This window comes from Pseudonocardia charpentierae, from assembly GCF_031845345.1.
GTDB classification, from domain to species: Bacteria; Actinomycetota; Actinomycetes; order Mycobacteriales; family Pseudonocardiaceae; genus Pseudonocardia; species Pseudonocardia charpentierae.
In genome coordinates this window covers 53,540-75,241 of the sequence record NZ_JAVREJ010000010.1, presented here as the reverse complement: position 1 = coordinate 75,241, position 21,702 = coordinate 53,540, and the positions used below count along the sequence as shown (strand labels likewise).

The following is a 21,702-nucleotide window of genomic DNA, read 5'->3' as shown; positions in this document are numbered from 1 at the left end:
GGGACGTCCCGGGCGATGCCACGCACCGCACCGGTGCCGGCCCCGACCCGGGATTACGCTCGTCGGTGGAAGGGGGTGGGCACCGTGTCGGTGGTGGACAACGCGATCTACGTCGACGGACGGCGGAAGCTCGCCCCATCGTCGCTCGACACCGCCTTCAGCGCGCTGCGCAGCTGCTCGGACGAAGGCCGCAGCTTCGCCTGGATCGGCATGCTGCGCCCCGGTAAGGACGAGATCGACGCCGTCGCGCGCGAGTTCGGGTTGCACGAGCTGGCTGTCGAGGACACGGTCAACCAGCACCAGCGCCCGAAGCTGGAGCGGTACGGCAACACCGTCTTCGTGGTGCTGCGGCCCGCCCGCTACGTCGACCCCGTCGAGGTGATCAAGCTCGGCGAGCTGCACCTCTTCCTCGGCCCCGAGTTCGCGATCACGGTCCGGCACGCCGACGAGCCGGACCTCGCGGTGGTCCGCAAGCACCTGGAGGAGGACCCGGAGCTGCTCGCGCACGGCCCCTACGCGGTGCTGTGGGGAGTGCTCGACCGCGTCGTCGACGACTACCAGCCCGTGCTGGAGGGGCTGCAGGACGACATCGACCAGATCGAGGAGCAGGTCTTCGGCGGTGACGCCGCCGTGTCGAAGCGGATCTACCAGCTCAGCCGCGAGGTCATCGCGTTCTACCGCGCCGTCGAGCCGCTGCGCGACATCTTCGCGCAGCTGCGGTGGCAGTTCGGCAAGAACGGCGACACGACCGACGTCGAGCTGCGCAGGCGGATGCGCGACGTCGAGGACCACGCCACGCGCGTGCTGGAGCGCGTCGAGAACTTCAAGACGCTGCTGACCAACCTGGTGAACGTGCAGGCCACCCTGGTGGGGCAGCGCCAGAACGAGGAGATGGCCCGGCTCACCGAGGCGGGCTTCGAGCAGAACGAGCAGGTCAAGCGGATCTCGTCGTGGGCCGCCATCGCGTTCGCCCCGACGCTCGTCGCGGGCATCTACGGGATGAACTTCGACAGCATGCCCGAGCTGCACTGGGCACTGGGCTACCCGTTCGCGATCCTGCTGATGGTGCTGGCCGGCGGGCTGCTCTGGGTGCTGTTCAAGCGCAACGACTGGCTGTAGGTCGGCAAGAGATCAGCGACGCGGACGGGGCTGGCAGCGCGGGCATGAGAACGAGCTGCGGTTCATGAAGGACTCGCGGCGGATCGGGGTGCCGCAGCGCGGACACGGACGGTCGGCCTGGCCGTACGCCGCCAGCGAGCGGTCGAAGTAGCCCGACGCGCCGTTCACGTTGACGTACAGCGCATCGAACGACGTCCCACCCTGGGCGAGCGCTTCGTCCATGACCTCGGCGGCGGCCGTGAGCACCGTCCGCCCCTGCGCGCGGGTCAGCTTCTCCGTGGGCCGCGCGCCGTGCAGTTTCGCCCGCCACAGCGCCTCGTCGGCGTAGATGTTGCCGATCCCGGACACGGCCGTCTGGTCCAGCAGCGCGCGCTTGAGTTCGGTACGGCGGCGGCGGATCGCGGCGACGGCGTCGTCGAGAGAGAACGCGGGGTCCATCGGATCGCGCGCGATGTGCGCCACGGGGGCGGGCAGCAGGCCGCCTCCCACCGCGGGGACCAGGGGGTGCACCGAGAGGCCACCGAACGTGCGCTGGTCGACGAACCGCAGCTCCGGCCCCCCGTCTGAAAAGGCGAGCCGGATCCGCAGGTGCTTCTCGTCCGGCCGGTCAGGAGTGGCGACGAGCATCTGCCCGCTCATGCCGAGGTGCGCGAGCACGGCGTCGGACCCCGGCTCCCCACCATCGAGCTCCAGCCACAGGTACTTGCCCCGCCGGCGGGCCGCGGTGATCGTGCGCCCCTGCAGACGGGCTGCGAAGTCGCCGCCGCCTTCGAGGTGCCGCCGTACCGCGCGTGGGTGGGCCACCTCGACGCGGGCGATGGTGCGGTCGACGACGTGGTCGGCGAGGCCCCGCCGGACCACCTCGACCTCGGGCAGCTCGGGCACGGAAGGTCAGCCCGTGGTGGCGCCGGTGCCGGACGCCGCCTCGGCCGTCAGGGTCCGCCAGGCGAGCTGGGCGGCCTTCTGCTCGGCCTCCTTCTTGGTGCGGCCGTCGCCCGAGCCGAGCGAGCGGCCGCCGACCACCGCCGTGGCGGTGAACAGCTTGGAGTGATCCGGGCCCTCTTCGGCGATCCGGTACTCGGGCACGCCCAGATCCGCCGCAGCCGTCAGCTCCTGGAGGCTCGTCTTCCAGTCCAGGCCGGCGCCGAGCAGCGGGGCCGCCTGGAGCAGGGAGTCGAAGAGCCGGTGCACGACGGACCGCGCGGTCTCGAGGCCGTGCTCGAGGTACACCGCTCCGATCAGCGCCTCGGTGGCGTCGGCGAGGATGCTCGTCTTCGTCCGGCCGCCGGTCAGCTCCTCGCCGCGCCCGAGGTACAGGTGCGCCCCGAGCCCGGCCGGGCTCAGATGCGTGGCCACTCCGGCGAGGGCGTGCATGTTGACCACACTCGCCCGCAGCTTGGCCAGCTGCCCCTCCGGCAGATCCGGGTGGTCGCGGTACAGCCGCTCGGTGACGACCACGCCGAGCACCGAGTCGCCGAGGAACTCCAGCCGCTCGTTGGTCGGCAGCCCGCCGTTCTCGTACGCGAAGGACCGATGAGTCAGCGCGAGGGTCAGCAACTCCTCGTCGAGCTCGACGCCCAGAGCAGCGAGCAGCGGCTCCCGGTCCGTGACGGGCCCCTGCAGGCCGCGCTCAGCCATCGTGCCCGGCGCGGTCAGGCCGGGCTGACGACCTGGCGGCCGCTGTAGGTCCCGCACGTCGGGCAGGCCGTGTGCGGCGGCTTCTTCGCGCGGCATGCGCGGTTCTCACAGTTCACGAGGGTGGGAGCAGCAGCCTTCCACTGCGCCCGGCGGGAGCGCGTGTTGGACCGCGACATCCGGCGCTTGGGAACGGCCACGATGAATCTCCTTGCGGTAGTACAGGGACGCCTAGTTGGGCATGCGCTCGCGCAGAGCGGCCCATCGAGGATCCAGTGTCTCATGCCCGTGGTCCGGGCCGAGGTCGGCCCGGCGCTCGCCGCATTCCGGGCACAGACCGGGGCAGTCGTCGGAGCAGAGCGGAGCCAGCGGCAGGGTGAGTACCACGGCGTCGCGCACGGTCTGCTCCAGGTCGACGTGGTCGTCGGCCACCCGCGGCAGCTCGTCCTCGTCCGTGGTCTCGTCCGTGACGCTGTCCGGATAGGCGAACAGCTCACCGATCTCGACGGTGACGTGGTCGGTCAGGTCGTCCAGGCAACGCGCGCACTCGCCCGCCAGGGGCGCCGACGCGGTGCCGGAGACGTACACGCCCTCCGTGACCGACTCGAGCCGCACGTCGAGCACGATGGTCGCGCCCGGAGGCACGGCGAGGACGTCGAGGCCGATGCGTCGGTCGTCGCCCGGAGCGGGGACGTCGCGGTGGAACGCGCGCATGGCACCGGCACGCCTGCCGAGCTCGCGCGTGCTGAATACCCAGGGGTTCGCCGGGTCGACGTGCGTGGTCACCCGACCAGGGTAGGCCCGTCGGCCGCCTGCGTGCCGGGTGCCCGAGAACCGGGGCCCGGGATCAGTCGATGAGATCCATGCCGGTGCCGGACCGCCCCGGCGGCACCGCGGCCCCGTTCGCCGGCCGGCCCGTCCCACGCCACAGGCTCGCCCGGCTGCGGCTCACCATCTGCAGCGCGCCGCCCAGGCTCTCCTCGAGTTCGCGCAGGGTGGTGTCGACGTAGTTGTCGCAGTCGCGGCGCAGCCGGTCCGCCTCGGCGTCCGCCGCGTCGACGATGCGGGCAGCCTCGGCCCGCGAGGCCTGCACGACCTCGGCCTGGGACACGAGCCGGGCCTGCTCGGCGCGGCCGTCGGCGACGAGGCGCTCGTGCGCCGCCCGCCCCGCCGCCGCGAGCCGCTCGGCGTCGGACCGGGCGCGTTCGGTGAGGTCGGTGTACTGCCGGCGTCCGTCGGCCACCGCGAGCTCGGCCTCGTGCCGGGCCTGCGCCACGGTCGCCCCGGCCTCGGCACGGGCCTCGGCGACCAACCGCTGCGCCTCCCCCCGGGCCTCGGAGACGAGTTGCTCGGCGTCCGCGTTCGCGGTGGTGCGCGTGTGCTCGGCCTCCTGCTCGGCCTCGGCGACGATCTCGTCGCGGCGGTCGATGACGTCCTGGGCATCGTCCAGCTCGCCGGGGAGCGCCTCGCGCACGTCGTCGAGCAGCTCGAGGACGTCACCGCGGGGCACCACGCAGTTCGCGGTCATCGGGAGGCCGCGGGCCTCCTCGACGACCGTGACCAGCGCGTCCAGCGACTCGAAGACCCGGTACACGCGCCACATCCTCGCACCGCACACCGCCCAGACGGCGGATTGCACCCACCCGCGTGTCCGGATCCACCGTTCGGGATCACTCTCAGGGGCCCGAGGCCGGGGGACTCGAGCCCGAACGCTCGGCCACGCGCACCGCCCCGGCCTCAGCCCCCTGCCTCACGCGCGTTCGCGGATCCGCTCGACCATGCGCCGGTACACGGGCTCCGGCAGCAGGTGCGCGACGTCGCCCCCGTACGTCGCGACCTCCTTGACCAGCGAGCTGGACACGAAGCTGTACTCGGGGCTGGTCGACATGAACAGCGTGTCGACACCCGAGAGGCGCTGGTTCATCTGCGCCATCTGCAGCTCGTAGTCGAAGTCGGTGACGGCGCGCAGCCCCTTCACGATCGCCCGGATGTCGTGCTCGCGGCAGTAGTCGACCAGCAGGCCGTGGAACGAGCCGATCGTGACGTTGGGGAACACCCCGGTGACGTCCGCCAGCATCCCGATCCGCTCCTCCACGGTGAACAGGCTGCGTTTGCTCTTGTTCACCAGGACGGCCACGACGACCTCGTCGAACAGCTCGGACGCACGACCGATGATGTCGAGGTGCCCGTTGGTCACCGGGTCGAAGGAACCGGGGCAGACGGCGCGCCTCATGGGGCGCGACGCTACCGCGCCGGGATCGTCCCGTGCCGGTCGTGACCTGCGTCGTGCACCACTGCCGCATCCATGCCGCCGACGTGCAGGACCGTGTCGCCGTAGCGCCGCTCGCGCACCCCGACCAGCGGCGCCGGCCACGGGAAGGACGGTCCTCTGCCCCGTTCGACGACGACCACCGCGTCGTCGGCCAGCCAGCCGTTCGCCGACGCGGCGGCGAGCCAGCCGGCGACCTCGGCGTCGGGGGTGGCGTAGGGCGGGTCGACGAGCACGACGTCGTAGACGCGGTCTGCGGGCCCCGCGAGCACGGCCCCTGCCGACGAGGCCCGGACGGTCGCGCCCGGCAGGCCGAGGTCGGCGACGTTGCGCCGCAGCACCGCGGCGGCCCGCCGGTCCGACTCCACGAAGAACGCGTGCGCGGCACCGCGGGAGAGGGCTTCCAGGCCCAGCGCCCCCGAGCCCGCGCACAGGTCGAGCACGGCGGCTCCGTCCAGGCCGGGATCGGCGGTCAGCGAGCTGAACAGCGCCTCGCGGACCCGGTCCGACGTCGGCCGCGTCCCGGCCGGCGGCACGGCGATGCGCCGCCCCCCGGCCCGCCCGGCGATGATCCGCGTCACGGTCCCATCCTCCCCGTCGAGGGGCACGAACGGCCCGCCGGTGCGCGCCGAGGTTCGCAGCATGGTGGCTTTGCTGCACTCCGACCGCAGCAAAGCCACCATGCTGACGTCATCCGCACCGCCGTTGCGGACCCGCCGCTACTCCAGAACCACCAGCAGGTCGCCGCCCTCCACCTGCTCCACGGACCCGATCGCCGTTCGCGCCACCGTCCCGGCGCGCGGGGCGGTGATCGAGGCCTCCATCTTCATCGCCTCGATCATCGCGACCGTCTGGCCCTGCTCCACCGTCGCACCGCTCTCGACGGCCAGCGTCACCACGCCGGCGAACGGGGCCGCGACGTGGCCGGGGTTCGCGCGGTCCGCCTTCTCGGCGGTCTTCACGTCCACGGCGACCGACCGGTCCCGGACCGTCACCGGCCGGAGCTGGCCGTTGAGGGTGGTGACGACCGTGCGCATCCCGCGGGCGTCGGGCTCGGAGACGGCGCCGAGTTCGATCAGCAGCGTCACGCCCGGCTCCAGCTCGACGTTGTGCTCGACGTCCTGCTCGAGCCCGTAAAGGAAGTCCTTCGTCGAGAGCACCGACGTGTCGCCGTAGGCGGCGCGGTGCGCGGCGTACTCCCGGGTCGGCCCCGGGAACAGCAGGCGGTTCAGCGTGGTCCGGCGGGTGGCGACGTCGTCGGCGCGCAGGCCGGAGCGGTCGTCGTCGGTCAGCTCGGTGACGCCCTTGGGCGCGGGCCGGCCGGCCAGCGCGCGGGTGCGGAACGGCTCGGGCCAGCCGCCGGGCGGGTCGCCCAGCTCGCCGTGCAGGAACCCGATCACCGAGTCCGGCACGTCGTACTCACCCGGATCGGCCTCGAAGTCCTTGGCCTCCACGCCGGCACCCACGAGGTAGAGGGCGAGGTCACCGACGACCTTGGACGACGGCGTGACCTTGACGATCCGCCCGAGCATCCGGTCCGCGGCGGCGTAGTAGTCCTCGATCAGCTCGAACCGGTCGCCGAGCCCGAGCGCGATCGCCTGCTGCCGCAGGTTGGAGAGCTGCCCGCCGGGGATCTCGTGCGTGTAGACGCGGCCGGTCGGCGACGCGAGGCCCGACTCGAACGGCGCGTAGACCTTCCGCACGGCCTCCCAGTAGGGCTCCAGGTCGGCGACCGCCTGGCGACCCAGTCCGGTCGCCCGCGGCGTGTGGTCGGTCGCGGCGACCAGCGCGGACAGGGACGGCTGACTGGTGGTGCCGGCCATCGATGCAACAGCGCCGTCGACGGCGTCCACGCCGGCGTCGATCGCGGTGATCAGCGTGGCCAGCTGGCCACCGGCGGTGTCGTGGGTGTGCAGGTGGACGGGCAGGTCGAAGCGCTCGCGCAGCGCCGTGACCAGTGTCCGGGCCGCGGGCGGGCGCAGCAGGCCGGCCATGTCCTTGATCGCCAGCACGTGCGCGCCCGCGTCGACGATCCGCTCGGCCAGACGCAGGTAGTAGTCGAGGGTGTAGAGCGTCTCGGCGGGATCCGACAGGTCGCCGGTGTAGCAGAGAGCCACCTCGGCGACGGCCGTCCCCGTGGCCCGCACGGCGTCGATGGCGGGGCGCATCTGCCCGACGTCGTTGAGCGCGTCGAAGATCCGGAAGATGTCCATCCCGGTCGCCGCGGCCTCGGCGACGAAGGCGTCGGTCACCTCGGTCGGGTACGGCGTGTAGCCGACGGTGTTGCGTCCGCGGAGCAGCATCTGCGTGCAGATGTTCGGAACGGCCGCGCGCAGCGTCGCGAGGCGCTCCCACGGGTCCTCGGCGAGGAACCGCAGCGCGACGTCGTAGGTCGCGCCACCCCAGCACTCCAGGCTCAACAGCTCGGGCACCAGCCGGGCGACGTGCGGCGCGACGGCGGCCAGGTCCCGGGTGCGCACGCGGGTGGCGAGCAGCGACTGGTGCGCGTCCCGGAAGGTGGTGTCGGTGACCGCCACGGCGTCCTGCGCACGCAGGCGGGCGGCGAACCGCTCCGGCCCCAGCGCGGCCAGCAGCTGGCGCGACCCGTCGACGACCGGGGCGTGCAGGATCCCCTCCGGGAGCTTGTCGACCGGTTCGACGGTCGCCGGGCGCCTGCCGTTCGGCTTGTTCACCGTGGTCTCGGCGAGGTAGGTGAGGATCCTCGTGCCCCGGTCCGCCGAGCGGCGGGCGTCGAGCAGCTGCGGGCGCTCGTCGATGAAGCTCGTGGTGATCCGGCCCGCGCGGAAGTCGGGGTCCTCGAGCACGGCGGCGAGGAAGGACAGGTTCGTCGCGACGCCCCGGATCCGGAACTCCGCGATGGCCCGCCGGGCCCGGCGGACGGCGTTCCCGAAGCTGTAACTGTTGCAGGTGAGCTTGACCAGCATCGAGTCGAAGTGCGCGCTGACCTCGGCGGCCACGTGGGTGCCGCCGTCGAGCCGCACGCCGGGGCCGCCCGGCGAGCGGTAGGCGCTGATCACCCCGGTGTCGGGGCGGAAGCCGTTCGCCGGGTCCTCCGTGGTCACCCGGCACTGCAGCGCGGAACCGCTGACCCGGATCTGGTCCTGCCGCAGGTTCATCTCGGGCAGGGTCATCCCGCCCGCGATCCGCAGCTGGGCGATCACCAGGTCGCGGCCGGTCACCTGCTCGGTCACGGTGTGCTCGACCTGGATGCGCGGGTTCATCTCGATGAACACGTGCTGTCCGCGCTCGTCGAGCAGGAACTCCACGGTGCCGGCGTTGACGTAGCCGATGTGGCGGGCGAAGGCGACGGCGTCGGCGCAGATGCGGTCGCGGATCTCCGGGTCCAGGTTCGGCGCCGGGGCGATCTCGATGACCTTCTGGTGCCGGCGCTGCAGCGAGCAGTCGCGCTCGTAGAGGTGCACGACGTTCCCGTGGGCGTCGGCGAGGATCTGCACCTCGATGTGCCGCGGGTTGATCACCGCGCGCTCGAGGAAGACTGTCGAGTCGCCGAACGCCGCCTGCGCCTCCCTCATCGCGGCGAGTGCGGACTCGCGCAGCTGGTCCGGTTCGTCGACGCGGCGCATCCCGCGCCCGCCGCCGCCGGCGACGGCCTTGACGAACAGCGGGAATCCGACACCGTCCGCGGCCGCGACGAGCTCGTCGACGTCGGCCGAGGGCGGCGACGACCCGAGCACCGGCAACCCGGCCTCCCGCGCGGCGGTGATCGCCCGAGCCTTGTCGCCGGTCAGGTGCAGCACCTGAGGCGGCGGCCCGACGAAGATGATCCCGGCATCGGCGCAGGCCTCGGCGAGGTCCGGGTTCTCCGACAGGAAGCCGTATCCGGGGTAGACCGCATCCGCACCGGCCCGGCGCGCCGCGCCGATCACCTCGTCGACCGACAGGTAGGCCCGCACCGGGTGCCCGCGCTCGCCGATCAGGTACGACTCGTCGGCCTTCGCGCGGTGCAGGGAGTTGCGGTCCTCGTACGGGAACACCGCGACCGTCGCCAGATCCAGCTCGTAGGCCGCGCGGAAGGCGCGGATCGCGATCTCGCCGCGGTTGGCGACGAGCAGCTTGCGGAACACGGGACCCCCCGAGGAACGGCCGAGCGTGCGGTGGTCACCGCCGACTCACTGGTGGAGAAACCGTAACGGCGCGCACCCGTTCGGCCCAGGCGCAGCGGTGTGCAGTTCGGTACCAAGGACGTATGCCACATCGTCCGGGGCGGGGGCCCGACCGACGCGCGGCACGCGGCGCCCGGGAGTTCATGCGCGCCGGAGGGCGGTACCCGCACGCCCGTCGACGCCACCCGGCCTGGATGGCCACCTCGGCAGCGTTCTTCGCGATCGGCCTGCTGATGTGGTTCTTCCTCGCGGCGGTCGCTCTCGAGGTCGCCGGGGAGATGCCCGTCCCGGTCTTCCTCGGCATCGCGCTGCTGTTCGTCACCCGGCACCGCCGGCGCCGTCGGCGGAGCCGGCTCGGTGCCGCAGGCATCGCCCCGATCCCGTACCGGCAGCCGCCACCGCCCCGGCCGGTCCCGGTGCGCCCGGAGGCGGCCTGGGCCCGCGCCATGGAGCGGTTCGCCGCCCTGCGCGGGGAGTACGCCGCCTACGAGTGCGACCCGATGGCGGTGCTGCGGCTGCCGGCGCTGTCCGACGTCACGGTGCCGAGCACGGGCCGCTTCGTGGAGGCGTTCGCCGAGGCGCAGGCCCTGGAGACCGACGCGTTCCCACCGGTCGGGCACGCCTCGACGTTCGTCGCTGCGGTCGAGCGCGCCGAGCGGGCCTGGCGCGCCGCGCGCGACGCCGCCGAGCGGATCCGGCTGTCGAACCTCGCCCCGGAGGAGCGCAACGCCGTGGAGCGAGTGATCAAGCTGCTCACCACCGCCCGTGACTCGGACAACGACGCCGAGCGCCTCACCGCCTATGCCCGGGCACGCAGCGAACTGGCCCGCCTGGACCGGGCCGGCGTGATCCACATGCCACGCACGGCGCAGGCGGCGCTGGAGGTCGCAGGCCGCGGCCAGCTCCCGGCCTGACCGGCGCTTGCCGGACTTACGCTCAGGCCTTGTCCAGGTAGGCCGCGCGCTCCTCGTCGCCCACCGTCTCGGCCACCAGCGCGTGCAGCCCCGGGTGGCGCACCAGGCCGGGATCGCCGTCGACGATCTCCGTGGCGCGCACCCGCGCCTTGGCGATGATCTCCTCGTGGCGCAGCAGCGACAGCAGCCGCAGACCGGAGCGGCGGCCGGACTGCAGTGAGCCCAGGACGTCGCCCTCCCGGCGCAGTTCGAGGTCCATCCGGGCCAGCTCGAAGCCGTCCGTGGTGCTCGCCACCGCGTCGAGGCGCTCGCGGGCCGTGGTGCCCGCGGGCATGTCGGTGACCAGCAGACACACCCCGGGCGCCGAGCCACGGCCGACCCGGCCACGGAGCTGGTGCAGCTGGGACAGGCCGAAGCGGTCGGCGTCCATGATCACCATTGCGGTGGAGTTCGGCACGTCCACGCCCACCTCGATGACCGTGGTGGCCACCAGGACGTCGAGCTCGCCTGCGTCGAACGCGCGCATCACGGCGTCCTTCTCGTCCGGGGGCAACTTCCCGTGCAGCACGCCGATCCGCAGGCCCGCGAGCGGTCCCTCGGCCAGCTGGGGTGCCACCTCGAGCACCGCCAGTGGGGCGCGACGCTCGTCCGTGCCCGCACCGGCGTCATCCGGGTCGTCGGGGAACTCCGTGTCGTCCTTCCCCGTGTCGCCCCCCACCCGCGGGCACACGATGTACACCTGGTGCCCGGCGGCGACCTCCTCGTGGATGCGCTTCCAGACCCGCTCCAGCCACGTCGGCTTCTCCCCCGCCGGCACGACGGTGGTCGCGATCGGCGACCGGCCACCCGGCAGCTCGCGCAGCGCCGAGACCTCCAGGTCGCCGTACACCGTCATCGCCACCGTGCGCGGGATCGGGGTGGCCGTCATGACCAGCAGGTGCGGAGCCTTCTCGCCGCGCCCGCGCAGGGCGTCGCGCTGCTCGACGCCGAAGCGGTGCTGCTCGTCGACCACCACCAGCCCCAGCTCGGCGAACCCCACCCGGTCCTGGATCAGCGCGTGCGTGCCGACGACGATCCCGGCCTCGCCGGACTGCGCCTCCAGCAGGGCCTTCTTCTTCGCCGCGGCCGGCAGCGACCCCGACAGCAGCGTCACCCGGGTGGCCTGCTCGGCCCCGCCCAGCTCGCCGGCCTGCGCGAGCGGACCGAGCAACGACCGCAGCGAGCGGGCGTGCTGGGCGGCGAGCACCTCGGTGGGCGCGAGCATCGCGGCCTGGCGGCCGCTGTCGACGACCTGCAGCATCGCCCGCAGCGCCACCACCGTCTTGCCCGCGCCGACATCGCCCTGCACCAGCCGGTTCATCGGGGTCTCGGAGGCGAGGTCCGCGGCGATCTCGGCGCCGACCGACCGCTGGCCGGCGGTCAACGTGTAGGGCAGCCGGGCGTCGAAGGCCTCCAGCAGGCCGCCCGGCACGTGGGGATTCGCGGCCGCGGGACGCTGCACGGCCCGCTTGCGGCGCAGCGCGAGCGCGAGCTGCACACCCATCGCCTCGTCCCACACCAGCCGGTTCTTCGCGGCGTACTGGTCCGCCTCGGTCTCGGGCATGTGGATGCGGCGCAACGCCCTCCCGAGATCGGACAGGCCCTCGGCCCGGCGCAGCGACTCGGGCAGCGGATCCGTCGGGTCGTCGAGCAGCTCCAGCACCTGGCGGACACAGCGGGCGATCTGCCAGGAGTCGAACCCCTGCGTGGCCGGGTAGATCGAGACGAACGGCCGGACGCCCTCGCTCTCCTCGATCGGCTCGAACTCCGGGTGGGTGAGCTGCAGCTTGTCGCGGAACCGGGAGACCTGCCCGGAGAACAGCGCCCGCAGCCCGGGAACCATCACCGCCTTCAGCTTGTACGGGTTGAAGAAGGTGCAGTCGAGCCGCCGCCCGCGGCCGTCCGTGATCACGACCTGCATGAGCTTGCCGCGCCGGTGGCGCATGTCGCGCATGGTGACCTTCTCGACCTCGGCGAGCACCGTGACGTGCTCGCCGAGCTCCAGGCCTGCAATGTCGGTGAGCTTCCCCCGGTCGACGTACCGGCGCGGATAGTGGCGCACGAGATCGCCGACGGTGTGCAGGCCGAGCTTGGTCGACAGCGCGTCGGCCGCCTTCTTCCCGATCGGACCGAGCAGCGGCGTGTCGAGGTCGACCTGCGTCACGACGGTCATTCCACCCCCAGTTCCACCGGGTGGCCCGGACGCGCCCCCCGATGCACCACGACGTCCACTTCCGGATGCGACCGGCGCAGCTCGGCCACCAGCCCCTCGGCGAGCGCGTCGTCGACGCCGTCGCCGAGCAGCACGGTGACCAGCTCGCCACCCGCGGTCAACATGCGCGAAGCCAACCACAGGGCACCGACAGGAAGATCCGGGGCGATCAGCACCACCTCGCCGTCGACGAGTCCCAGCACGTCACCCGGCACGCACGGGCCGGCCCACGTGAGCGCGGCGGCATCGGCGATCCGGAGCACTCCCGACCGGGTGCCCGCCGCCGCCTCGGTCATCGCGACGACGTCGTCGGCCGCGTGCCGTCCGGGGTCGTGCACTGCGAGCGCCGCCAACCCGGCCACCACCGACGCGGTGGGCACCACCACGACCTCCTGTCCGGCTCGCCGGGCGGCCGCGGCCGCCCGCTCGGCGGCGAACGCGAGGGCACCGTCGCCGGTCACGAGGGCGACATGGCGCGCGGCCGTGCCGGCCAGCGCCCCGACGAGGCGGGCCTCGTCGACGTCGGCCGGGAGGTCGCCGGGCAGCGGGCAGTCGCGCACGAGCACGTCCGCGCCCACCTCGCGGGCGAGCGCCGCCACCTGCGGCCCGAAGACCACGGCGAGCACGGCGCGCGCGCGGGGGAAGACCTCCCGTCCGCGGTCCACCAGCGGCATCACCCGCACGCCGTGCGGCCGGCCCGCCGCCATCCCGGCCTCCAACGCGGCGCCGATGTCCGCACAGTGCACGTGCACGGTCCAGGTCCCGGTGCCGCCGGGAGCACCGTCGCCGACCACCGCCGCCGCGTCGCCGAGCCCGTCCAGCGCGACGCGCAGGGTGTCGGCCCGCGCGTCGTCGCAGCCGTCGAGCAGATACATGACCTCGTAGCCGCAGTCGGACGCAGCGGGCAGGTCCGTCGCGAGCGGACCCCGTGCAGCCGTGCCGCCGGTCGCCGCGAGCCCCCCGACCACGGCCGTCTCCTTCCGGACGACGTCGCCGATGTCGGGCAGCAGCGACACGAGCGCATCCAGGACGACGACGAGGCCCATGCCACCCGCGTCGACGACCCCCGCACGGGCCAGCTCCGGCAGCTGGTGCGGCGTCGCGCGCAGCGCGGTTCCCGCGGCTCCTGCGGCGGCGGCGGCGACCAGGTCGAGCCGGTCCGATCCTGTGGCCACCGCACCGTCCGCAGCGGCGGCGAGCACCGTGAGGACCGTGCCCTCCTGCGGCCGCGTGACGGCCTTCTCGGCCAGCCGGGCACCGCGGGTGAGGGCATCGGCCAGCACGGCTCCTGCGCACGGGCCGTCGACCGCCGCCACCGCCTCCGCCAGCCCGCGCAGCACCTGGGAGAGGATCACTCCGGAGTTGCCGCGCGCGCCGAGAAGCGCCCCGCGGGCGAGCGCGTCCGCGACGGCGACGACGGATCCGCCCGGGTGCGGTTCGGCCGCTGCCGCACGCATCGTGAGCAGCAGGTTCGTGCCCGTGTCGCGGTCCGCGACCGGGAAGACGTTGATCTCGTCGATCACCGCGCGATGCCGCTCCAGCTCCGCGACGGCGGTGCCTGCCCAGTGCTCGAGCAGGGCGGCGTCGAGCGTCGGGAACACACCGACGAGCCTAATGCTCGCCGACGGCGCCCGACCCCTGCGCAGGTGCCGCCGGTGCGCGGGTACTCTGGACGGCCGTGACCGGGTTCGCCCGGCAGATTGTGTACGTCTACCCCGAGGAGTGTCCGAGATGGCTGCCGTCTGTGACGTCTGTGGAAAGGGTCCGGGCTTCGGCATGTCCGTCTCGCACTCGCACCGCCGCACCCACCGCCGCTGGAACCCGAACATCCAGACGGTGCGCACCCGGGTCGACGGCGGGAACCGCCAGCGCCTGAACGTCTGCACCTCGTGCCTCAAGGCCGGCAAGGTCACGCGCGCCTGATCAAGCCTTCCCCACTGTCGGCCCGCTCCCCGTCCGGGGACGGGCCGACAGTGCGTGCTGCTACGGCAGCTTCCAGTCCACCGGCTCCCCGCCCAGCTCCTCGAGCAGGGCGTTGACGCGGCTGAACGGCCGCGAGCCGAAGAAGCCCCGGTCCGCGGACATCGGCGACGGGTGCGCCGACTCGACGTAGGGCACGTCGCCGAGCAGCGGGATCAGGTTGCGGGCGTCGCGCCCCCAGAGGATCGCCACCAGCGGCTCGCCCTCCCGGTCCACCAGCGCGCGGATCGCCTGCTCGGTGACGGCCTCCCAGCCCTTCCCGCGGTGCGAGCCGGGGCTCCCGGGCTCGACGGTGAGCACCCTGTTGAGCAGCAACACCCCCTGCTCGGCCCACGGCGTGAGGTCGCCGGTGGACGGCGCGGGGTGGCCGAGGTCGCTGCTGTACTCCCGGTAGATGTTGGCGAGCGACCGCGGGATCGGGCGGACGTCCGGCGCCACCGAGAACGACAGGCCGACGGCGTGCCCGGGCGTCGGGTACGGGTCCTGGCCCACGATCAGCACGCGGACCCCGTCGAACGGGTGCGTGAAGGCGCGCAGGACGTTGGCGCCTGCCGGCAGGTAGCGGCGCCCCGCGGCAAGCTCGGCGCGCAGGAACTCGCCCGCCTGCGCGATCACCGGCTCGACGGGGGCCAGCGCCTGCGCCCACCCGGCCTCGACGATCTCCGACAACGGCTTTCCGGCCACCCGCGGTCCCTCCACGATCTCCTGCACAAGGTCCCGCGCGCCGCCCGACGCAGCGCGCCTGGCGAGCCTAGGACTCCGTCCGGTCGGCGAACCGGCCGGGCCGCCCGGCCGGACGCCACGTCCGCGGACGGGCCCGGAAGGTGTGTACGAGTGTCAGCCGCGGGCGTCGTCGGAGTCCGACGGCGGGTCGTCGCCGACGAGCGCATCCGCCGGAAGGTGCTCGGCGAGCTCGTCGACGACCAGCCCGTCGTCCGGCAGCGCCCCACTGCGGTACGCCGCCCGCCCGACCAGCTGGGAGAGCACCGGTGCGCTGATCACCTGGAACAGCACGACGAGCACCATCGTGGCGGCACTGGCCAGCTCCACCCGCAGCGCCGCACCCAGGAGGATCAGCGACAGGCCCAGCGTCTGTGGCTTGGTCGCGGCCTGCAGCCGGGCCGGCAGGTCCGGCAGCCGCACGAGCCCGATCGCCCCGAGCAGGCACGACAGCGCCCCGAGCAGCATCAGGCAGGCCGCGATGACGTCCGCCACCGGCCCGGCGGCAACAGGATTCATCGGTGCCGCTCCCGCCGCACTGCCAGCCGCGCCGCCGCCGTCGACCCCACGAACCCCACCAGCGCCACGGCCGCCAGCAGCGGGATGTTCGACCCGTCGCGGTAGTACGCCACGTACACCCCCGCAGCCACGACGGTCAGCACGACGACGACGTCCAGGGCGACGATCCGGTCCAGCGTCGTCGGCCCGCGCAACAGACGGTAGAGCGCCAGCGCGGCGGAGACGCCCACCATCGCGAGCACGACCGCGAACACCACACCCATGTCAGCGTCCCCCTTCCGCCAGCAGGCGTTCCGCGGCGGCCAGCTCCTCGGGGGTGCCCAGCGCCGCGAGCACGCGTCGCTGCATGTCCATCGTGCGGCGGCGGCTGCGCTCCACCCCGGCCTCGTCCCGAGGGCCCAGCGCGTAGACGAACCACAGCCCGTGGGCGTGGTCGATCTGCAGCGCCATCGCCCCCGGCGACAGCGACAGCGCGTTCGCGATCACCGTGACCACCCGGTCCGAGCTGCTCAGCAGCGGCACCTCGAACACCGCGCCCCGGGCGGCGGGCCCGTACCGCAGCGTCTGCCAGCTCACCTCGGCGCCGGAGACGACGACGTCGTAGGCCAGGTAGCCGACCAGCCCCACCAGCCGCAGAGGACGCAGGGGCAGGTGCGCCTCGGCAGGCGGGAACCGGAACGCCCCGATCACGGCGACGGCCACGACCACCCCGCCGACGATCGACAACGGGGTGAACGTCCCCCAGAGCAGCACCCAGACCAGCGTCAACCAGACGATCTCGAGCACCCGCGGCCGCACCCGGGCCGTCCGGCGAGGCCGCTGCTTCGCCACCGTCGCGGTCACGGCGCGCTCCCCAGCACGGCCACGCGGTACCCGTCGCGGGCCACCAGGTCCGCACCGGCGCGACCGGTGACCTCCGACAGGGGCCCTGCGAACACGGCGATGGCGAGGCTCACCACCACCAGCCCGGCCGTGGCGGCGTACATGGGCCACGGCGTGCGCGCCGTGCCGACCTCCAGCTCGTCGTCCGGATCGGGGTCTTCGACCGTCTGGGCCTGCGTCCCCCAGAACACCCGCACCCAGACCTTGACCAGCGCGTAGAGCGTGAGGAAGCTCGCGACGATCACGACGCCCGCCACGACGGTGGACCCCACCCCGGCTTCGGCACCCGCCTGCAGCAGTTGCAGCTTCGCGACGAACCCGGCGGTCGGCGGCAGACCGGCCAGCGTCATCGCCGGGATCGCGAACAGCACGGCCAGGGCCGGGGAGGTCCGCAGCAGTCCGCCCATGCGGTCGAGCGCGACGGTCCCGGTCCGCCGCACGATCAGACCGCTGACGAGGAACAACGTGGCGAGCACCGTGATGTGGTGGGCGGCGTACAGCGTGGCTCCCGACAGGCCGCGGGCGTCGGAGACACCGAGCCCGAAGAGCATGAAACCGATGTGGCTGACGAGCAGGAACGACAGGAGCCGGTTGATGTCGTTCTGGGCGACCGCGCCCAGCGCACCAATGAGCATGGTGGCCACCGCGAACCACAGCATCAGCGTCCACGGCTGGTCGTGCGGGAAGAGCAGGGTCTGCGTGCGCACCATGGCGTAGAAGCTGACCTTGGTGAGCAGCCCGGCGAACAGCGCGGTGACCGGGGCGGGGGCGTTCGGGTAACTGTCGGGGAGCCAGAAGTGCAGCGGCACCATCGCCGCCTTGATCCCGAACACGACCAGCAGCATCAGCGAGAGAACGGTCCGCAGGCCGGGCGACAACGTCTGCACCCGCTCGGACAGGTCGGCGAGGTTCACCGTCGCCGTCGCCGCGTACACCATGGCGACGGCGGTGAGGAACAGCAGCGACGACAGCAGGCTGACGGTCACGTACGTCATGCCGGCGCGGATCGTCTGCGTGGTCGTGCGCCGCGTGATGAGCACGTACGAGGCGGTCAGCATGATCTCGAACGAGACGAACAGCGTGAACAGGTCGCCCGAGAGGTAGGCGAGCGAGACCCCTGCCGAGAGCACCAGGTACATCGGGTAGAACGTCGAGCTCGCCATCCGCCTGCCGTAGTCGGCGATGCGTTGGGAGATCGCGTACACGAGCACGGCGAGCGCGACCAGCGTCGAGACCAGCAGCAGCAGCGTCGACAACCGGTCGGCCACCAGGGCGATCCCCACCGGGGGCGCCCAGCCGCCCAGTGCGGCCACGACCGGCCCGGTGCGGTCGGCCGCCACCAGGAGCACGCCGGCCACGGTGGCGACGGCGCCCAGGGTGGTCAGCGCGATCACCCGCTGCGTGGCCACCGAGGTGCCCAGGACGACGGTGAGCGCGGCGCCGAGGATCGGCAGCAGCACCGGCAGGGTGGGCAGGACGGTCATCGCGCTCCCTCGTGGGAGCCGTTCGCACTCCGCCGTTCTTCGTCCGCGTCGTCGTCGCGGTCGTCGTCGCCGTCGGTCTCCAGCGTCGCGACCGGGAGCCGGGTCCGGGCGATGCGGCGGTCCTCGAGGTCGTCCTGCACCTCGTCGTGGCCGACCAGGGTGAACGAGCGGTAGCCCAGTGCCAGCAGGAACGTGGTCAGGGCGAACGTGATGACGACGGCGGTGAGCGCGAGCGCCTGGGGCAGCGGGTCCGCGAACGTGTCGGGCGGGGAGTTGCCGACGATCGGCACCCGGGCGGGCCGGCCACCGACGAGTTGGAGCAGCAGGTTGGTGCCGTGTCCGAGCACGACCACGCCGATCAGCACGCGCATCAGCGACCGCTGCAGCATCAGGTAGAAGCCGACGCTGTAGAGCACGCCGACGGTCAGCGCCATGACGAGGTTGACCGTGGGTGCCGTCACGAGATCGCCGGGGGTCACGTCGCCTCCCCCGCGCCGCGCATGTCGCGTTCGATGCCCGACCCGAGTGCCCGCAGCAGGTCCAGCACCACGCCGACGATCAGCAGGTACACCCCGACGTCGAGGAACAGGCTGGTCACGATCTCCAGCTTGCCGAGGAGCGGCACCGGCACGACCAGTTTGGCGCTCGTGAGCACCGGGGCCCCGAACAGGGCAGGGGCCAGCGCGGTCAGCACGGCGACGGTCAGCCCGACCCCCATCAGCACGGGCGGCCGGATCGTCACCACCGCGCCCGGGTCCGTCGATCCCCCGGCGAGGTAGCGCAGCACGAAGGCCAGTCCCGCGACGAGGCCGGCCGAGAACCCGCCGCCGGGACCGTAGTGGCCGACGCACAGGAGGTAGACGGAGAAGACGAGGATGGTCGGGAACAGCGCCCGCGAGGTGACCTCGAGCAGCAGGGTGCGCCGGCGCGGGTTGCGGCAGCGGCCCGGCAACAGCCAGGGGGTGCGCGGGAGGTCCCACGACTCGAACGGGGTCGACTCGGGGGTCGGGCGGCCCGAGGGCGCCGCCCCGTCGTCGTCGGGGCTGCTCAGCAGCGGATTCATCTCGGTTCGCTCGCGAACTCGCTCACGGGCGCACCTCCTCATGCTCGCTCGGCACAAGGGCTGTCCCCGCCGAACCCTCCGGCGGCTCCTCTCCGGCGACATCCCCGATGACCTCCGCCTCGTGCCCGGGGCTCCCCGCGCCGCTCTCCTTGCCCCTGCGCCTGCGCCTGTCGTAGGGCGTCGCGAGGACGAGGCTCGCGACCCCGACCGCGGCGACGAACAGCACGGTGATCTCGCCGACGGTGTCCAGCGCCCGGAAGTCGACGATGATCGCGCTGATCACGTTCAACGCGCCCGCGCCCTCCGGGGCGAGCCGGATGAACTCGGCGCTGGTCGTCGCCGGCACCTGGCGGGCACCGCTGAGGACGACCGCGGTCCCGGCGACCATCCCTCCCGCGACCACCGAGATGAGGGCCTTGGGCACCTGCGTCCTCGCTCGCTGCCGCTCGAGGGTGAACCGGCTCGGCATCCGGCGCAGGACGAACACGAAGGCGACCAGCGACAGCGTCTCGACGAGGAACTGGGCCAGCGCGAGGTCCGGGGCGCCGTCGACGATGAACAGCCCACCGACGCCGTAGCCGACCACCCCGACCAGCAGCACCGCGGTGAACCGGCGGCGTACGCGCACGAGCGCGAGCGCCGCGAGGGTCGCCAGCACGGCCAGAGGCAGCTGCAACGGCGCGTGGTAGATCGGCTGGTCCGGCCACGAGCCCCCGACCAGCACAGCCGTACCGGGCAGGGCCACGACGGTCACGAGGATGACGACGAGGTAGGTCGGAACCGAGCCCGCCTGCAGCCGCCCGGTGACGGCGGTCGCGACCCGTTCGGTGCCGCCGACGGCGATCTCGTAGGCATGCTGCGCCGACAGTGCCCGCGGGAAGTGGCCGGCGAGCCGCCCGACGCGGCTCCATCCGCGGTGGAGCGAGTAGCCGAGCACGAGCGCGACGGCCGACGCCAGCAGCGGCAGACCGAGGCCGTGCCACAGCGCGAGGTGGTAACCGGCCTCGACCGGCGACGTCGCCGGATACGCGCCGGCGTAGCTCTGGGCGTCGGCGTCGACGACGGGGTTCGCGATGCCGAGCACGAGCCCACCGAGCGCACAGAGCCCGGCGGGCCAGGTCAGCAGCGGCCCCGGCCCGTGCACGGGGGTGTCGGCCACGCCGGGCTTGCGGGCGAACGCACCCCACAGGAACCGGGCGCTGTAGGCGACGGTGAAGACCGAGCCCGCGACGAGCGCGAGCGTGACGAGCCTGCCCCGGAGGTCGTCCTCGGCGAGGAACGCCTCGAACCCGGCCTCCTTGCCGACGAAGCCCAGCAGCGGCGGCAGGCCGGCCATGGAGGCGGCCGCCGCGGCGGCGATGATCGCGCTGCCGCGCATCGACGGCCACAGTCCCGAGAGCTTGCGCACGTCGCGGGTGCCGGTGGCGTGGTCCACGATGCCGGTGACGAGGAACAGCGGGGCCTTGAACAGGCCGTGCGCGAGCAGCATCGCGATCCCGGAGATGGCCGCGATCCGCGTGCCGGCGCCGAACAGGACCATGAGGAAGCCCAGCTGGCTGACGGTGCCGAAGGCGAGCAGCCGTTTGAGGTCGTGCTGCGCCATCGCGCGCCAGCCGCCGATCGCCATCGTGGCCAGGCCGAGCACGACGACCGGCACCCACCACACGGCGGCGTCCGCCACCCCCGGTGAGAGGCGGGCCACCAGGTACACGCCCGCCTTCACCATCGACGCCGCGTGCAGGTAGGCGCTGACCGGGGTCGGCGCGGCCATCGCCGCCGGGAGCCAGGGGTGGAAGGGCAGCTGAGCCGATTTCGTCAGCGCGCCGACGAGGATCAGCGCGAGGGCGGCCGTGACCGTGCCGCCGCCCAGGCCGCCCGCCTGCCCGAGCGCCACGATCTCCGAGATCCGGTAGGTGCCGGCGGCCTCGCCGAGCAGGATGAACCCCAGCAGCATCACCAGCCCGCCGAACACCGTCACCAGCAGGGCCTGGACCGCCGCGCTCCGGTTCTCCCGCGCCTCGCCGCTCTGGCCCACGAGCAGGAACGACGTCACCGACGTCAGCTCCCAGAACAGGTACAGCGTGAGCAGGTCGTCGGCGAGGACGAGCCCGAGCATCACGCCGGCGAAGGCGAGCAGGAGCGCTGCGCTGCGGGTGCCGTCGGGCGAACTCTCCCCGAAGTAGCCGATGCAGTAGACGAGGATCAGCGCGCCGATCCCGGACACGAGCACGACCATCGCCAGCGCCAGGGCGTCGAGCCGGAAGCTCAGGGAGAGCCCCAGCTCCGGCGCCCAGTCCAGGGTGGCGCTCACGCCGGTGGTCAACGCCTCCCTGGCGTGTGCCAGGGCCCAGATCAGCGCGGCCGTCGGCAGCACCGCCGCCACCGCGAAGCCGGCTCGGCGGCTGCGGGCGGACACGAGGGGGAGCACGCAGGCCAGCACGAGATGGGCGACGACGAGCCCGAGCACACACACCCCCGTCCGTCATCTGGTCCGCCCGTCCGGGCGACTGTCCCGAGCGCTCCGGATCAGGTCCGGGATGACCTCCACGGGCGCCGTCGGGCACCGCCACCCTAGACGACAAGCGGCTCAGAACCCCCGGCAGACTAGCGGCGCAGGGGGGTACCCGAGCCTTTCGTGAGGACCCTCACGCGTCTCCACTGGAACGATTCAGAAGATCGATTCGCTGTACCGGGTGTACGACACGGGACAACGACAACAGG

Annotated in this window: 21 protein-coding genes; 3 read left to right on the top strand and 18 right to left on the bottom strand. The window is 73.1% G+C overall.

The features are described 5' to 3' along the window. Window positions 1–75 precede the first annotated feature (75 nt). A complete protein-coding gene (locus tag RM445_RS15520) occupies window positions 76–1,119 on the top strand; it encodes a magnesium and cobalt transport protein CorA (RefSeq protein WP_311557000.1) in 1,044 nt (347 codons plus the stop codon). 12 nt (window positions 1,120–1,131) lie between these two features. On the opposite strand, the gene mutM is transcribed toward RM445_RS15520, so the two are convergent. The 8 genes from mutM to RM445_RS15480 form a co-directional block, all read right to left on the bottom strand. Then, window positions 1,132–2,004, bottom strand: a complete 873-nt coding sequence (mutM, locus tag RM445_RS15515; protein ID WP_311556999.1) for a bifunctional DNA-formamidopyrimidine glycosylase/DNA-(apurinic or apyrimidinic site) lyase — start codon at window positions 2,002–2,004, stop codon at window positions 1,132–1,134. 6 nt (window positions 2,005–2,010) lie between these two features. After that, window positions 2,011–2,757, bottom strand: a complete 747-nt coding sequence (rnc, locus tag RM445_RS15510) for a ribonuclease III (RefSeq protein ID WP_311556998.1) — start codon at window positions 2,755–2,757, stop codon at window positions 2,011–2,013. Window positions 2,758–2,771: 14 nt separating this feature from the next. After that, window positions 2,772–2,954: a 50S ribosomal protein L32 gene (rpmF, locus tag RM445_RS15505; protein WP_311556996.1), complete on the bottom strand. Its 183-nt coding sequence runs from the start codon at window positions 2,952–2,954 to the stop codon at window positions 2,772–2,774. A gap of 31 nt (window positions 2,955–2,985) precedes the next feature. Continuing rightward, on the bottom strand, window positions 2,986–3,540 hold the full coding sequence (locus tag RM445_RS15500) for a YceD family protein (protein WP_311556995.1): 555 nt from the start codon (window positions 3,538–3,540) through the stop codon (window positions 2,986–2,988). A gap of 61 nt (window positions 3,541–3,601) precedes the next feature. Then, complete coding sequence (locus RM445_RS15495; RefSeq protein WP_311556994.1) at window positions 3,602–4,348, bottom strand: DivIVA domain-containing protein; 747 nt, start codon at window positions 4,346–4,348, stop codon at window positions 3,602–3,604. A 156-nt stretch (window positions 4,349–4,504) separates the two neighbouring features. Beyond that, window positions 4,505–4,987 (bottom strand): pantetheine-phosphate adenylyltransferase, encoded by a 483-nt coding sequence (coaD, locus tag RM445_RS15490; protein ID WP_311556993.1) that lies wholly within the window; start codon window positions 4,985–4,987, stop codon window positions 4,505–4,507. An 11-nt stretch (window positions 4,988–4,998) separates the two neighbouring features. Next, complete coding sequence (rsmD, locus tag RM445_RS15485; protein ID WP_311556991.1) at window positions 4,999–5,604, bottom strand: 16S rRNA (guanine(966)-N(2))-methyltransferase RsmD; 606 nt, start codon at window positions 5,602–5,604, stop codon at window positions 4,999–5,001. A gap of 138 nt (window positions 5,605–5,742) precedes the next feature. Next, window positions 5,743–9,129: a pyruvate carboxylase gene (locus tag RM445_RS15480; protein ID WP_311556989.1), complete on the bottom strand. Its 3,387-nt coding sequence runs from the start codon at window positions 9,127–9,129 to the stop codon at window positions 5,743–5,745. A 233-nt stretch (window positions 9,130–9,362) separates the two neighbouring features. On the opposite strand from RM445_RS15480, the gene RM445_RS15475 reads away from it, so the two are divergent. Then, on the top strand, window positions 9,363–10,082 hold the full coding sequence (locus RM445_RS15475) for a hypothetical protein (RefSeq protein ID WP_311556988.1): 720 nt from the start codon (window positions 9,363–9,365) through the stop codon (window positions 10,080–10,082). Window positions 10,083–10,104: 22 nt separating this feature from the next. On the opposite strand, the gene recG is transcribed toward RM445_RS15475, so the two are convergent. Further along, window positions 10,105–12,294: an ATP-dependent DNA helicase RecG gene (gene recG / locus RM445_RS15470; RefSeq protein ID WP_311556986.1), complete on the bottom strand. Its 2,190-nt coding sequence runs from the start codon at window positions 12,292–12,294 to the stop codon at window positions 10,105–10,107. Beyond that, window positions 12,291–13,934: a DAK2 domain-containing protein gene (locus RM445_RS15465; protein ID WP_311556984.1), complete on the bottom strand. Its 1,644-nt coding sequence runs from the start codon at window positions 13,932–13,934 to the stop codon at window positions 12,291–12,293. Before RM445_RS15465 ends, recG begins: the two co-directional genes overlap by 4 nt. A 130-nt stretch (window positions 13,935–14,064) precedes the next feature. Here RM445_RS15465 and rpmB point away from each other — a divergent pair, with 130 nt between their 5' ends. Then, window positions 14,065–14,256: a 50S ribosomal protein L28 gene (gene rpmB, locus RM445_RS15460; protein WP_311556983.1), complete on the top strand. Its 192-nt coding sequence runs from the start codon at window positions 14,065–14,067 to the stop codon at window positions 14,254–14,256. Between the two features lie 60 nt (window positions 14,257–14,316). Here rpmB and RM445_RS15455 read toward each other — a convergent pair whose 3' ends face one another. The 8 genes from RM445_RS15455 to mbhE form a co-directional block, all read right to left on the bottom strand. Further along, window positions 14,317–14,997 (bottom strand): uracil-DNA glycosylase, encoded by a 681-nt coding sequence (locus RM445_RS15455; protein WP_311557199.1) that lies wholly within the window; start codon window positions 14,995–14,997, stop codon window positions 14,317–14,319. 153 nt (window positions 14,998–15,150) lie between these two features. Continuing rightward, a complete protein-coding gene (gene mnhG / locus RM445_RS15450) occupies window positions 15,151–15,552 on the bottom strand; it encodes a monovalent cation/H(+) antiporter subunit G (RefSeq protein ID WP_311556981.1) in 402 nt (133 codons plus the stop codon). Next, window positions 15,549–15,815: a monovalent cation/H+ antiporter complex subunit F gene (locus RM445_RS15445; RefSeq protein WP_311556980.1), complete on the bottom strand. Its 267-nt coding sequence runs from the start codon at window positions 15,813–15,815 to the stop codon at window positions 15,549–15,551. The genes mnhG and RM445_RS15445 overlap by 4 nt, the downstream gene beginning before the upstream one ends. 1 nt (window position 15,816) lies before the next feature. Continuing rightward, complete coding sequence (locus RM445_RS15440) at window positions 15,817–16,395, bottom strand: Na+/H+ antiporter subunit E (RefSeq protein ID WP_311556978.1); 579 nt, start codon at window positions 16,393–16,395, stop codon at window positions 15,817–15,819. Beyond that, entirely contained in the window at window positions 16,392–17,918 is a 1,527-nt protein-coding gene (locus tag RM445_RS15435) for a Na+/H+ antiporter subunit D (protein ID WP_311556977.1), read from the bottom strand. The genes RM445_RS15440 and RM445_RS15435 overlap by 4 nt, the downstream gene beginning before the upstream one ends. Further along, window positions 17,915–18,352, bottom strand: coding sequence for a Na(+)/H(+) antiporter subunit C (locus RM445_RS15430; RefSeq protein WP_397469325.1), 438 nt, complete (start codon window positions 18,350–18,352; stop codon window positions 17,915–17,917). The genes RM445_RS15435 and RM445_RS15430 overlap by 4 nt, the downstream gene beginning before the upstream one ends. A gap of 41 nt (window positions 18,353–18,393) precedes the next feature. Next, a complete protein-coding gene (locus RM445_RS15425; protein WP_311556974.1) occupies window positions 18,394–18,981 on the bottom strand; it encodes an MnhB domain-containing protein in 588 nt (195 codons plus the stop codon). A 22-nt stretch (window positions 18,982–19,003) separates the two neighbouring features. After that, window positions 19,004–21,448, bottom strand: a complete 2,445-nt coding sequence (gene mbhE, locus RM445_RS15420; protein ID WP_449619185.1) for a hydrogen gas-evolving membrane-bound hydrogenase subunit E — start codon at window positions 21,446–21,448, stop codon at window positions 19,004–19,006. Window positions 21,449–21,702 lie beyond the last annotated feature (254 nt).